Source organism: Streptococcus cristatus, assembly GCF_001578775.1.
Taxonomy (GTDB): domain Bacteria; phylum Bacillota; class Bacilli; order Lactobacillales; family Streptococcaceae; genus Streptococcus; species Streptococcus cristatus_A.
The window spans coordinates 464,283-477,438 of record NZ_KQ969062.1 but is presented as its reverse complement, the minus strand read 5'-3'; the positions used below and the strand labels follow the sequence as shown (position 1 = coordinate 477,438).

The 13,156-nt window shown below is 44.5% G+C and carries 13 protein-coding genes and 1 riboswitch; of the genes, 2 read left to right on the top strand and 11 right to left on the bottom strand.

The window, feature by feature from the left end; all coding sequences use genetic code 11:
* Nucleotides 1–47: 47 nt before the first annotated feature.
* Nucleotides 48–821 (top strand): threonine/serine exporter family protein, encoded by a 774-nt coding sequence (locus SCRDD08_RS02345; RefSeq protein WP_061422259.1) that lies wholly within the window; start codon nt 48–50, stop codon nt 819–821.
* A 4-nt stretch (nt 822–825) separates the two neighbouring features.
* Entirely contained in the window at nt 826–1,284 is a 459-nt protein-coding gene (locus SCRDD08_RS02340; protein ID WP_045498515.1) for a threonine/serine exporter family protein, read from the top strand.
* Between the two features lie 16 nt (nt 1,285–1,300).
* Here SCRDD08_RS02340 and SCRDD08_RS02335 read toward each other — a convergent pair whose 3' ends face one another.
* From SCRDD08_RS02335 to accD, 11 genes are all read right to left on the bottom strand, one after another.
* Nucleotides 1,301–2,581, bottom strand: coding sequence for a hydroxymethylglutaryl-CoA reductase, degradative (locus SCRDD08_RS02335; RefSeq protein ID WP_061422257.1), 1,281 nt, complete (start codon nt 2,579–2,581; stop codon nt 1,301–1,303).
* Entirely contained in the window at nt 2,578–3,756 is a 1,179-nt protein-coding gene (locus SCRDD08_RS02330) for a hydroxymethylglutaryl-CoA synthase (protein WP_061423247.1), read from the bottom strand. Before SCRDD08_RS02330 ends, SCRDD08_RS02335 begins: the two co-directional genes overlap by 4 nt.
* A 289-nt stretch (nt 3,757–4,045) precedes the next feature.
* Nucleotides 4,046–5,356: a ribosome biogenesis GTPase Der gene (gene der, locus SCRDD08_RS02325; RefSeq protein ID WP_061422255.1), complete on the bottom strand. Its 1,311-nt coding sequence runs from the start codon at nt 5,354–5,356 to the stop codon at nt 4,046–4,048.
* A 42-nt stretch (nt 5,357–5,398) separates the two neighbouring features.
* Complete coding sequence (locus tag SCRDD08_RS02320) at nt 5,399–6,115, bottom strand: nitroreductase family protein (RefSeq protein WP_061422253.1); 717 nt, start codon at nt 6,113–6,115, stop codon at nt 5,399–5,401.
* Complete coding sequence (gene dnaI / locus SCRDD08_RS02315; RefSeq protein ID WP_061422251.1) at nt 6,112–7,011, bottom strand: primosomal protein DnaI; 900 nt, start codon at nt 7,009–7,011, stop codon at nt 6,112–6,114. Before dnaI ends, SCRDD08_RS02320 begins: the two co-directional genes overlap by 4 nt.
* On the bottom strand, nt 7,012–8,166 hold the full coding sequence (locus SCRDD08_RS02310; RefSeq protein ID WP_061422249.1) for a replication initiation and membrane attachment family protein: 1,155 nt from the start codon (nt 8,164–8,166) through the stop codon (nt 7,012–7,014). It abuts the gene before it with no gap.
* Between the two features lie 6 nt (nt 8,167–8,172).
* Nucleotides 8,173–8,646 carry a transcriptional regulator NrdR gene (gene nrdR / locus SCRDD08_RS02305; RefSeq protein ID WP_005591110.1) on the bottom strand — a complete coding sequence of 158 codons (474 nt, stop codon included), beginning with the start codon at nt 8,644–8,646 and terminating at the stop codon, nt 8,173–8,175.
* 148 nt (nt 8,647–8,794) lie between these two features.
* Nucleotides 8,795–10,126 carry an alanine/glycine:cation symporter family protein gene (locus SCRDD08_RS02300; RefSeq protein WP_061422246.1) on the bottom strand — a complete coding sequence of 444 codons (1,332 nt, stop codon included), beginning with the start codon at nt 10,124–10,126 and terminating at the stop codon, nt 8,795–8,797.
* A gap of 90 nt (nt 10,127–10,216) precedes the next feature.
* A riboswitch (glycine riboswitch) is annotated at nt 10,217–10,306 on the bottom strand.
* A 427-nt stretch (nt 10,307–10,733) separates the two neighbouring features.
* Entirely contained in the window at nt 10,734–11,282 is a 549-nt protein-coding gene (locus tag SCRDD08_RS02295; protein WP_009659051.1) for a carboxymuconolactone decarboxylase family protein, read from the bottom strand.
* A 183-nt stretch (nt 11,283–11,465) separates the two neighbouring features.
* Nucleotides 11,466–12,236, bottom strand: a complete 771-nt coding sequence (locus SCRDD08_RS02290; RefSeq protein WP_045500627.1) for an acetyl-CoA carboxylase carboxyl transferase subunit alpha — start codon at nt 12,234–12,236, stop codon at nt 11,466–11,468.
* Complete coding sequence (gene accD, locus SCRDD08_RS02285) at nt 12,233–13,096, bottom strand: acetyl-CoA carboxylase, carboxyltransferase subunit beta (protein WP_061422244.1); 864 nt, start codon at nt 13,094–13,096, stop codon at nt 12,233–12,235. The genes SCRDD08_RS02290 and accD overlap by 4 nt, the downstream gene beginning before the upstream one ends.
* Between the last annotated feature and the right edge of the window lie 60 nt (nt 13,097–13,156).

The following is a 13,156-nucleotide window of genomic DNA, read 5'->3' as shown; positions in this document are numbered from 1 at the left end:
CATTTGTGTTATAATAGAGTTATTGTGAAATGAAAAAAGGGGATATAATGGCTGAGAAAATGTCTACAGATGAAAAAAATCTTAATCTGGCCGTCGATGTTATCATGCTAGCTGGAACCTTGCTATTACAAAGCGGCTCAGAGATTTATCGGGTCGAAGACACCATGATTCGGATTGCCCATTCGCAAGGCATCCTGGACTGCAATGCCTTAGCCATGCCCGTTGCCATATTCTTTTCAATTGAAAATACTAATATTTCTCGAATGAAGCGAAATATCCATATGAACTACAATATCGAGAAAGTCTGCGATGTCAATCAGGTTTCTCGGCAATTAGTCAGTGGAGCAATCAATTTGGAAGAGGCTCTTGAACAGCTAAGGGCACTTAAAACGAAAGGGGTTCCCTATAGCAAAAGAGAACTCATCGCAGCAGCTACACTCAGTGCTCCTTTCTTTTCTATCATGTTCGGTGGAAATTTTTACGATGCTCTTGGAGCCGGTATCGCGACTCTATTTGGCTTCTCTTTCTCCCTTTATGTCGATAAATATATTCGAATTCCTTTTGTTTCGGCCTTTGCTGGAGCTTTTGTCTTCGGATTATTAGCCCAGATTTGGGCTTACTATTCGGGATTCGATTCGACAGCAGACTTGATTATCGCAGGAGCTGTCATGCCCTTCGTTCCAGGAATCGCTCTGACCAACTCAGTTAGAGATATCATGACCAACCATATCAACTCTGGAATGAGCAAACTCTTTGAATCGCTCCTCATTACCCTTGCTCTCGGTGCTGGTACCTCTGTCGCCCTCATTCTTATGAAATAAGCCTATGACAATCTTGACTTTCTTACTACAAGCTCTGGCCAGCCTACTGGCTATCATCACTTTTCTAATCGTTCTAAATGTCCAGCGTAGTATGCTGATTCCTGGCGGAGTTTTAGGAATGGCTACTTGGCTACTCTATCTCTTGCTCAAGGGACCGACCAATGTCATCATTGCAACCTTTGTGGCTGCTATCATTGGTTCCTGTGCCAGCCAAATCCTCAGCATCATCTACAGAACGCCAGCTGTCGTCTTTATTTTGGCTATTCTAGCGCCTCTAGTACCCGGATATATTTCTTACCGGACAACTGCTTTCTTTGTGACAGGTGATTACAGTCATGCTATGGTCAATGCTACCTTGGTCGTCATCCTAGCCTTGGTCATCTCTATCGGCATGGCTAGCGGGACGGTTGTCTTAAAGATTTACAGCTATCTGAAGAAGCATCCTCTTCACTATAAAAAATGAGTCAATACATATTGACTCATTTTTCTTTACGCATTTTGGTTAGAATTTCCTTAGCTTTTGCCTGATTAAATTGCTTCTCTTTGAGAAGTTCTGCAACGACAGTAGCAATCTCATCTTCCTGAGCACCTGCCAATAAAGCTAGAGATTTGGCTTGGAGCTTCATGTGGCCAGCCTGAATTCCCGTGGTCACCAGCGCTCTTAAAGCTGCAAAATTTTGCGCTAAGCCGACAGAAGCGATAATCGAAGCTAATTCTTTGGCTGTCGGTTGCCCCAATAAATCAAAACTGGCGACAACCATTGGATTAAGACCGATGGAGCCTCCCTTAGCCGCAACCGGCATGGGTAAAGTCAACTGGCCATGGAGTTTTCTTTCCTCTAAATTGGCCTCCCAGTTACTCAATCCTTGATAACGGCCATCACGAGCAGCATAGGCATGGGCCCCTGCTTCAATAGCGCGCCAGTCATTACCTGTCGCCAAAAGAACTGCATCAATTCCGTTGAAAATGCCTTTATTATGCGTGCTGGCCCGATAAGGATCCTGCTTTGCAAACTGACTAGCTAAAGCGATTCTTTGAGCAGTTCGTTCAGCTTCTGCCTTGTCTCGACTGAGTGAGTGGAAATCAATTTCACAAGAGGCTGTTACAAGCGCTTCAGTCGCATAGTTAGACAGGATGGCCATCAAGCTCTGTCCACCTGTTAACTCCTCTAACCGTTCTTTTAGGGCTTCTAGCATTGTATTAAGGATATTGGCACCCATAGCTTCCTGAGTGTCCACGACAAGGTAGACAACTAGAAAGTCCGTCTCTCCCTCCAGGAAATCCGTTCTCAAATCACGCGCCCCACCTCCTCGCTTGACGATGGAAGGATGGGCTTGATTTGCCAATTCTAATAAAGCTGACTTCTCATTTTGGATTTGCTCTAAGGCTTTAGCTACATCGGGCACATCATAGAGTGCGACCTGCCCAACCATCTGCCGATTATGAATCTTGGTCTTGAAACCGCCGTTGCGCTTAATGATTTTTGCTGCGAAACTAGCAGCAGCAACGACAGAGGGCTCCTCTGTTGCAAAAGGTACCTGATAAACCTGCCCATCTATGAGAAAGTCCGGTGCAATCGAATAAGGTAAAGCCAAAACAGAAAGCACATTTTCACTCATTTGATTGGCTGTCTCCAGCGGTAAATGGCTTTGATTAGCAAGATTTTGCCAATTCTCAGTCTGGAGTAGTTCATGGGCTTTCAGAAACTCTAGCCGCTCTGCAGGCGTTTTTTTAGAAAATCCGGTCCAATTTATTTTCATGATGGTTTCTCAACTTTGATATACTTGCGCTGGTGTTGGTCGATTTGAACCAAGGCGTAAACTTGGTCATCGTAGTCAGTAAAAACAGCTGATCCGTTTTCATCTAGCTGGGCTTCTGCAAAGAAAAGCTCTTCATAAGCAGCAACAGTCAGTTCTTGACGTTGATTTAATTTCTCCAAACGATTAGTTATCAGCTGTTTTTCATAACCTTCTACCAGATTGGCACTAAAAATCTCGGCCACAGCACCACTACCATAACTAAAGAGAGCAATCTTGTCACCAGCCTTAAGATTCTCAGAGTTTTCTAAGAGGGACAAGAGCCCCAGAAAGAGCGAGCCTGTATAGATATTCCCGACCTTTTGGCTATAGAGAATAGACTTGTCAAAGTTTTCTTGCAGGCCTTTTTGCTCCTCCTGAGACAAGCTTTTATCCATAATTTTATTCAGCCCCTTAAGCGCCAATTTGGGATAGGGAAGATGGAAACAAACCGCCGCAAAGTCTCCCAAAGCTAAACCATGACGCTTTTGGTATTCGTTCCAAGTCGTCTTGAGGCAATCCAGGTACTGCTGGGTTGAGTAAACACCATTGACGTAAGGAGTCGTCGAATAATTTGGACGCCAGAAATCCATAATATCACGAGTCTGAGCCACATTATCTTCATTGAATTCAAGGATGCGTGGATTTTGACTGATCAACATAGCGACAGCGCCTGCGCCTTGAGTCGGCTCGCCTGGCGTCTCTGCCCCGTATTTGGCAATGTCACTAGCGATGACCAAGACCTTGCTTTCTGGATATTGTCTGATATGCAGCTTGGCATAGTCTAGAGCAGCAGTTGCTCCATAGCAGGCCTCTTTAATTTCAAAGCTACGAGCAAAGGGCTGAATGCCTAAAAGACCATGAATAAAGACCGAAGCCGCCTTGCTTTGGTCGATGCTAGACTCTGTTGCGACAATGACCATATCAATGACCTTCTTGTCCTCTACAGTCAAGATTTGCTCAGCCGCTGTCGCACCCAAAGTGACAATATCCTCAGTTAAAGGAGCAATGCTGATCTCCTTCATCAATAATCCCTTGCTGAGCTTGTTGGGATCAATGCCCCGCTCCTCAGCCAGATGATCTAATTTTAAAACATAATTGCTAGTCGCAAAACCGATTTGATCGATTCCGATGTTCATCATAAAGACCTCATTCAATTCATTTGATAGCTAATAGTATTCAGACATTATTTTACCATAATTAAGGCTAAAACTCTTTTAAAAACCATTTTTTAAGCCCAAATCCGACCTGAGACGGAGAAAGCTCATCATCAAAAAATGAGAGAAACCCAATTTTCCAATTCAGTTTCCCTCATCAGTCTATTCCAAATTTTGAGCTAGCAAGTTTAGGGTTTTAAAGATAAGCTTCCGCCCATGAATTCCCTGAAATCGCTCTTGTTTTTTCTTTATAAATAGTCCAAAGCAAGTCCTACTTCCGCTTCCTTGCAATCAAGTGAATCGGTGTTCCTTCAAAGACAAAGGCCTCGCGAATTTGATTTTCCAAGAAACGCAGGTAAGAGAAGTGCATAAGCTCTTCTTCGTTGACAAAGATGACAAAGGTCGGCGGTTTGGTCGCAACCTGAGTCGCATAAAAAATCTTGAGACGCTTGCCCTTATCAGTCGGTGTCGGATTGATGGCGATAGCATCCATGATGACATCATTGAGCACTGCTGATGGAATACGGGTATTCTGACTCTGACTGATTTGCTTAATCATGTCTGGCAGCTTATGGAGACGCTGCTTGGTCAGGGCAGAGACAAAAATAATCGGCGCATAAGACAAGTACTGGAACTGGTCACGAATATCTTCTTCCCAGTCTTTCATAGTATGGTTGTCTTTTTCCAGCGTGTCCCACTTATTGACGACGATGATCATTCCTTTTCCTGCTTCATGGGCAAAGCCAGCGATTCGCTTGTCGTACTCACGAATTCCTTCTTCAGCATTAAGCACCATCAGAACGACATCTGAGCGATCAATCGCCCGCATAGCCCGCATAACAGAGTATTTCTCCGTATTTTCATATACCTTGCCCGACTTGCGCATACCAGCCGTATCGATCATGGTAAATTCCTGACCTTCACTGTCCGTAAAGACCGTATCAATAGCATCACGCGTGGTACCAGCCACTGGACTGGCAATGACCCGATCCTCACCTAAGATGGCATTAATCAAGCTGGACTTGCCGACATTAGGCCGGCCAATCAAGCTAAACTTGATCATATCAGGATTTTCAACCACTTCCTCATGTGGAAGATTTTCAACGATAGCGTCTAGAACATCCCCTGTACCAATCCCGTGGACAGAAGATACTGGAAATGGATCGCCCAAGCCTAGAGCATAGAAATCATAGATTTCATTGCGCATTTCGGGATTATCCACTTTATTAACCGCTAAGATAATCGGCTTGTGGGTCTTGTAGAGCATGCGAGCCACATACTCGTCCGCATCCGTGATACCTTCCTTGCCAGACACGACAAAAATGATAACATCAGCCTCGTCCATAGCGATTTCAGCTTGGTGCTTGATTTGCTCCATAAAAGGCGCATCAACATCGTCAATTCCGCCTGTATCAATGATACTAAACTTACGATTCAGCCAATCTGCCGTCGCATAGATGCGGTCACGAGTAACCCCTTCCACGTCTTCGACAATGGAAATCCGCTCACCCGCAATCCGGTTAAATAGCGTTGACTTGCCGACATTGGGACGGCCGACAATGGCAATAGTTGGTAAAGCCATGTTTTTCCTCTTTCATTCTTTGGGACAGAGCTGAGCCCCGCCTTATTTTTTTAATTTCTTTTCTTTGAACAGTTGGTCAATCGCTTGATTTGGCTCCTGACCAAATTGGGCTGCCAAACGCTGGCTCCAAGTATCCTGTGCTCGCTCACCAGCATACTCAGCCTGCACACGGTCATAGACCTCGATGACTGAGCTGAGTTGCTCACAGTATTCTTCCTCAAAGACCACCGCTTCATACGGCAGGCGTGGCTTGAAAGCATGGTTTTGATTGGGCTTTCCTAAAGCCATGCCGAAAACTGGATAAGTATAGTCTGGCAGATTAAAGAGCTGGGCAATTTTTGAAGCTTCGTAGCGGACTAAACCAATAATAACACCGCTATAACCCAGACTTTCAGCTGCTAAGAGGGTGTTTTGCCCTGCCAAAGCAGCATCTACCGAGCTAATGAGAATATTTTCGGTTCCTTCAGGGTAAAAACCATCCGTTTGCAATTGAACGCCCTTTTGAGCACGATTGAGGTCGCCAACAAAAAGCAAAAATGCTGAAGCCTGAAGAATTGCTTTCTGCGGAACCAACTCAAAAAGGGCTTCTTTTTTCTCCTGACTGCGCACCACAATGATAGAGTAGGACTGGAAGTTTTTCCAGCTGGAAGCAGCACGTCCAGCATCGATAATGGCGCGTAGTTCTTCATTCGAAATTTGCTCTTCTGTAAAGCGCCGAATAGACGTATGAGCTTTCATCAAGTTAATTGTTTCATTCATCGACGGTTCTCTCCTTCTAGATGCACTTCTTGAGCCAAAAACTTGATCCGCTCCATAACCCGCTTGGCTTGCCAGGTCTCATCGCCATTCTTAGAATTAGCAAAGTGACGCTCCAAATCTGCAAAACTAAAGTTAGAAGTAAAGAAAGTTGGCAGATTTTCCTGCATACGGTGCTGGAGAATAACCTGCAAAATCTCATCGCGCATCCAGGGGCTAGACTGCTCTGCACCGATATCGTCCAAAATCAGCACTTGAGCTGTCTTGACCTGGTCAATCTTGTCCTTGACCAAGCCAGAACTGATCGCATTCTTAACATCCAAAACAAAGCTCGGATAGTGGAGCAGAGTCGTTGAGACACTACGTTTTTCTGACAAATCATGCGCCAGCGCAGCCATCATGTAGCTCTTACCCACGCCGAAATCTCCGTAGAGGTAAACAGCCTTTTGATAATGCGGAAAATCCGCAACAAAACTGGTCAAGAGTTCAAAAGCCTTGTAACGACCGACATCGTCTAAGTCTACTTTGGCCAAACTAGCTTCTTTTAGACTGGTTGGTAAATTGATGAGGTTGAGACGGCTTCTAATCGCCTCCTGTCTCTCCTGCTCGATCAACTCAGGCGTTTCCTCATAGGCAACATCCGCATAGCCTTCATTTTTCACCAAAATTGGCTTATAACCCTTAGCAATATAGTTCTGATCTTCTAGCAGGAAACGATCTCGTTCGGTAATGTATTGATTGAACTTAGAAATGCTACGCTGAATTTCGATTGGAGACAGTTGTTCTCGACTGATAAAGGCAGCGATATCTGGATCTGCTAAAATCTGCTGGACTAATTTTTGATAATCAAACTGCTTCACCTTATTCATATGAGGCATTGCCTGTCCTATTTTTTCCATTTAATCGCCTCCCTCTTCCAGTCTCGCTAAAAGCCTTCTTTTTTGCTCTTCTAGTTCCGCTTGTTTTTCTAAGCTGGTTTCATTTTTGTAATCCGGCTGACTCCAGTTTGGCACATTGCTTTTAGCAGCAGCTGGGCTGACTTGCGCAGGACGACTATTCGTCTGCTGATTACGCTCACGGATTTTTAGGACTGCCTCTTCAGCCGAGGTCACCTTTTGATAGGAAAAGTCATTGGCCACCTTGAGGGCATACTTTTCATTGAGGTTGGCTGAATCCACCTTATTAAAAGTCAGTAGCAGGATGATATTGATAACTTCATCCAAAAGCCCCATCTCTGCCAAATCCTGAATCAACTTCCGTTCACTACGCGTAATGGCCGCCTGACGGGTTTTCTTGATTTCTGCCAAAAAGAACAAGGGCTGCTTGCTTTTAGCCTCACGGATAATAGACTGCTCTTGCTGAGAAAAATCTCCCGAGACTGGTTTCTGCTGAATCTTTTGCTGCATCCGTTTCGTCGAAATCACATGTGACACAGCCGTTTCACGCGCTAAGACATAGGTCTCGTACCACGTCCATTTCTTCTGCTCCGCAATAGCAAACAAGTCCAAGAGGTCCGACTTCTCATCTGCAAAACGCAAGCCATCCTGAGCCATTCTCTGTTTAAAATGCGTCAAGTCAAAATCATTCTGGCGACTAGTTCTCGTCAGACTGATGTCATCCATGCCATAAATCTGGCTAAAAGAAGCACCGATTTTTTGTCCAGCTGGATTTTCCGGTCGTAGCTTATCTACTGCCGCCTGACCAATCTTTTTCTCCAAAAGACTACTGTACACATGATGAGCAAAGAAGTCCTCAGCGGACAAGGTTGGATAGAGTCGGATGAAAAATCCCGTCTCCGTCTGGTAAAGCTCTAGCAAGCCAATAGCTGATAGGCGCTCCAAGCTTCTCTCCAACACTTCCATACCAAAATCAAGATGATTTAAAATATGGCTGAAAAGTCGCTGCTGAGCTCCATTATCCCCAAAAGAAACCAGATAAAGATAAAGCGCCACTGCATCCTTGCCCACAATAGGTAGATAATAACGGGTCAGCCCGCTCATATCTTGACTGACCTGGTTATTAGACAAGAAAGAAAAATGATCATTTGGTTTCATAAGCCCTTATTTTTCCTTTTTCTTCTTAGAACCCTTGGTGATCTGCTTCAAAAGGCTTTCCAGCTCGCCAACATCTTTGAAACTCCGATAAACACTGGCAAAACGGACATAGGTAATTTCATCCAGCTCGGCCAGCTCATCCATGACCAGAGAGCCAATATATTCGCTGGCAATTTCATTTTCACTCTGACTGCGAAGTTTTTGCTCAATCCGATTGACCAATTCTTCGATCTCGTCACTTGAGACCGGACGCTTCTGAGCGGAACGGATGATTCCGTTAAAGATCTTATCCCGAGAAAACTGCTCACGCGTTCCATCTTTTTTGACAACGACTAGGGTTCTTTCTTCCACGCGCTCATAAGTTGTAAAACGATGCTGGCATTCCTCGCATTCACGGCGGCGACGGATTGTATTTCCATCTTCTGCCTGCCGGCTGTCAACCACACTTGATTTGCTTCCGCCACATTTGGGACAACGCATGTCATTTCCTCCTAGAATCTTAATACTTCATTATACCATGTTTTGACCAATAACAAAAGACGAGAGATTTCTCGCCCATAAAAAAACTAAAGCTGGCAAAGCAGCTTTAGCAAGAAAATCTTCTTTCAAAAATCCAGCAAATGGAAACTCAGCCCTTCTTGTCAAAATACTTTTTGGTTTCAGCAATAATAACCGGAGACAAGGCCAAAAGAGCAATAAGATTTGGCAAGGCCATCAAGGCATTGACAATATCGGCAATGACCCAAACTGCTTCAAGCTCAATAAAGCCCCCTAAGAGCACCATAGCGACAAAGATGATTCGGTACAAGCGAATATATTTAACACCAAAAAGGAACTCAAAGCAGCGCTCACCGTAGTAGTTCCAGCCTAAAATAGTGGTAAAAGCAAACAGAACTAGAAAAACGGATAGAAGGATTGGACCAAAATTAGCAAAGACAGTCGCAAAGGCTGCCTGAGTCAAGGACACACCGTTAAGATTGCTATCCCAAACTCCTGTGATTAAAATTGTTAGACCTGTCAGACTACAAATAATCAGAGTATCGATAAAGGTTCCCGTCATAGAAATCAAACCTTGTTCGACAGGCTCCTTGGTCTTAGCTGCAGCCGCTGCAATGGGTGCTGATCCTAAACCAGATTCATTGGAGAATACCCCGCGTGCGACCCCATTTTGAATCGCCATCTGGATGGTTGCACCAGCAAAGCCACCAACAGCAGCTGTCTGACTAAAGGCAGAACTAAAGACTAGCTGAAGAGTTGGCAGCAAACGATCTATATTGACTGCTAATACAGTCACAGTCCCCAAGATATAAATAGCCGCCATAAAAGGCACAACCTTGGTCGACACTCGAGCAATCGACTGAATACCGCTAAAAATAACTAGAGCCACCAAAATAGCCAAGATAGAGGCAGTCACAGCTGGAGGCAACTGAATCGTATTCTGCATAGCTTCTGTAATGGAATTCACCTGTGTGAAGGTCCCAATCCCTAAAAGAGCCACCAAGACACCCGCTACAGCAAAGAAGATAGCCAGTGGACGCCATTTTTCTCCCATCCCCAGTAAGATATAATGCATGGGACCACCAGCAACGGCTCCGTGGGCATCCTTGGAACGATACTTGATTGCTAATAAACCTTCGGCATACTTGGTTGCCATTCCAAAGAAAGCCGCTAGCCACATCCAAAATAAGGCGCCCGGTCCACCAACTTTTATGGCAGTCGCTACACCGATAATATTCCCCGTGCCAACCGTGGCTGCCAATGCTGTACAAAGAGCTGCAAAGCTAGACACGTCTCCATGATGATCCTCACCGGAAACAAAAATTAAGCGAAAGGCGCGAGAAAGGCGCGAAATCTGTAGCAACCTCAGACGAAGTGTCAGATAAAGCCCTGTTCCAACTAATAAAATCAAGAGGGGAGGCCCCCAGACCAAAGAATCAATTTGATTCAACAATTTCAACATAAATCTTCTGCTCCTTTTCCACACCGAGAAAAAGAAAAGTACATGTGTAAACATGTACTCTGGATGCCTGAGAACGACCGTTTCCTGTCCTTCCCTTGCTCTGTCCTTTTACCTGAGAGTTTGAGCAGTTGCCTGCCTTGCCCCTTCGGTGCCAATCATGGTCTCTCCAGAGTTCCGTCCATTTCACAGTCATAAGGCTCAAACTCTTATTTCTGAAAAACTTCATTCGGTGTTTATTCTAAATTTTCTATTATTTTAAAATAATATTCGGTTTTTGTCAATGTTTTATGAAAAATTTTGAATATTCTATTAACCCCAAAAGGTTAGACAGATAATTTATTCAAAGGTAAGATGATAGTAGCTCATAGAATTTCCTTGGTTATCTATTGATGTGGTTATTTATGGTTTACACTAATTGAAGTTCTGTAAGTTTTTTTGCACTATGTTTTACAATTTTTCATTCCTTAAAGTATTGATGACATTCTTCCAATAGTTAGGCAAGAGAAAATTTAGAAAGTTCTGCTAGTTCAGCACTGATTTCTTACTCGACTTGTAGTCAATGAAAAAGAATGGGTCGTTCTAAAAAGCCCTTTCACCCCCTCAAAGGCTAAGCATAAGGCTGCAATTCCGGATTAATTGGCGTGTTGGCTAGATTATTGGCATAATTGCAAAGGGTCGCAAGGCTGACACCCAGAACTACATCCAGAGCATTCTCATGTGTATAGCCTGCTTCTAGGAAGTCTGCCAAAGCCTCATCTCCGACCCGTCCCTTAGTATTGATGACAGCAATGGTAAATTTAGCAAGCGTATCTAGCTTCGGATCGGTGTCAATCGGAGTTCGATTGCGCAGAGCCTCCAAAAGATCATCATTCATTTGAATCTGCTTGATTGAAAAGGCTGTATGGCCCGCCACACAGAAAGCACAACCATTAGTAACTGCAGCCGTAATCTGCACTACTTCACGCTCAGTCGGTGTCAGGCTGTTACGGCGATTGATAGCTCCAACCGTCCGATAAGTTTCCAAAGCCGTTGGTGCATTGGCCAAAAGACCGATAAGATTAGGAATGTACCCACCGTTATCTTTTTGAACCGTTTCTAAAACCTCTTTCACCTCAGCTGGTGCAGACTCAATCGTATGGATAGTAAATTCTGACATATGAAACCTCATTTCTTTTAATTAGAAACTATCTTAACATAGGACCAATGACTTGTATAATATATATTTTATATGACCTCTATAAAGAGAATATATTGCTACATGTCAAACCAAAATATATTACCCACCTTAACTGCCCCCATACCTCTCTCAAGCAAGAAAAAGAAGCCCTAAGGCTTCTGGCTAATATTTTCTAAAACGTTGATAGCGATCTTCCAAAAGTTGCTCGAGAGAAAGTTTGGAAAGTTCCGCCAGTTCAGTACTGATCTCTTGCTTGACTGCAGCTAAGAGCTCATTTTTATTAAAGCCGCGTTCAGGGATGACCTTATCAACGACACCCATCTGCAAAAGTTCGTGCGAGGTGATTTTCATCATCTCCGCCGCCTCCATTGCTCGGCTGCCATCCTTCCATAAAATCGAGGCAAAGCCTTCTGGACTGAGAATGGCATACATAGAGTTTTCCAGCATCCAGACCTTATCAGCAACTGCTAAGGCCAGTGCCCCGCCAGAGCCACCCTCGCCGATGATAATGGCAATAATGGGCACTTTCAAATCACTCATTTCCATGAGATTACGGGCAATTGCTTCACCCTGTCCGCGCTCCTCAGCACCGACACCAGGATAGGCACCAGCCGTATTGATAAAGGTCACGACTGGACGGCCAAATTTTTCAGCCTGCTTCATGAGACGTAGAGCCTTGCGATAGCCTTCTGGATGGGGCTGACCAAAGTTCCGCCGTAAGTTATCCTGCAAATTGCGACCTTTTTGAATGCCGACCACTGTGACTGGCTGACCATTTAAGGTTCCGATACCGCCAATAACAGCACCATCATCACGGAAACCACGATCTCCGTGCAATTCCACAAAATCATCAAAAATTCCTTGGGCAAAATCCAGAGCCGTCAAACGGGACTGATCACGCGCTGCTTTGATAATCTGACTGATTTTTGTCATTGGTCACCTCCATGAAATCTCAAGAGAGTAGCAATCCGATCCCGCAATTCACCACGTTTTACAATCGCATCAACAAAGCCATGCTCCAGTAAAAACTCTGCCTTTTGAAAATCATCTGGCAATTTTTCCCGTACAGTAGACTCAATGACCCGGCGACCGGCAAAGCCTACCAAAGCCTGCGCTTCTGCCAAGATAATATCCCCTTCCATAGCGAAGGAAGCTGTGACACCGCCTGTAGTCGGATCTGTCAAAACAGTCAGGTAAAAAAGACCAGCCTTTGAATGACGTTGCACAGCAGCTGAGGTTTTAGCCATCTGCATCAGGCTCATGATACCTTCCTGCATACGAGCACCGCCAGAAGCCGTAAAGAGGACAACCGGCAGCTTATGCTCTGTCGCAAACTCAAAGAGGCGGGTAATCTTTTCACCCACAACCGTTCCCATGGAAGCCATGATAAAGTTAGAATCCATGATCCCAAGGGCTAATTTTTGGCCTTTTATCATAGCGGTTCCAGTCAAAACAGCCTCATCTAGACCAGTCTTTTCCCGCATCTTTGCCAGTTTTCCTTGATAATTTGGAAAATGTAAGGGATCTGTCGTCTCAATACCTGTGAACAATTCCTCAAAGCTTCCTTCATCCACCGTCAAACTCAGACGCTCAAAAGCTGAAATCCGAAAAGTGTAGCCACAGCTTGGACAGACACGCTCTGCCCCCAAATCCTTTTGATAAATGGTATGCTTACAACCTGGACACTTGGAAAAAAGCTCATCTGGAACTTCTGGTTTTGGCTGAGGCAAGGCACGAGAGGAACGATTAGGATTGATCCGAATATATTTATCCTTTTTTGAAAACAAAGGCATTGCTTACTCCTTCATCAAATTGTAGAGTGATTCTGCTTCTTTCAAACAAAATCACTCCTT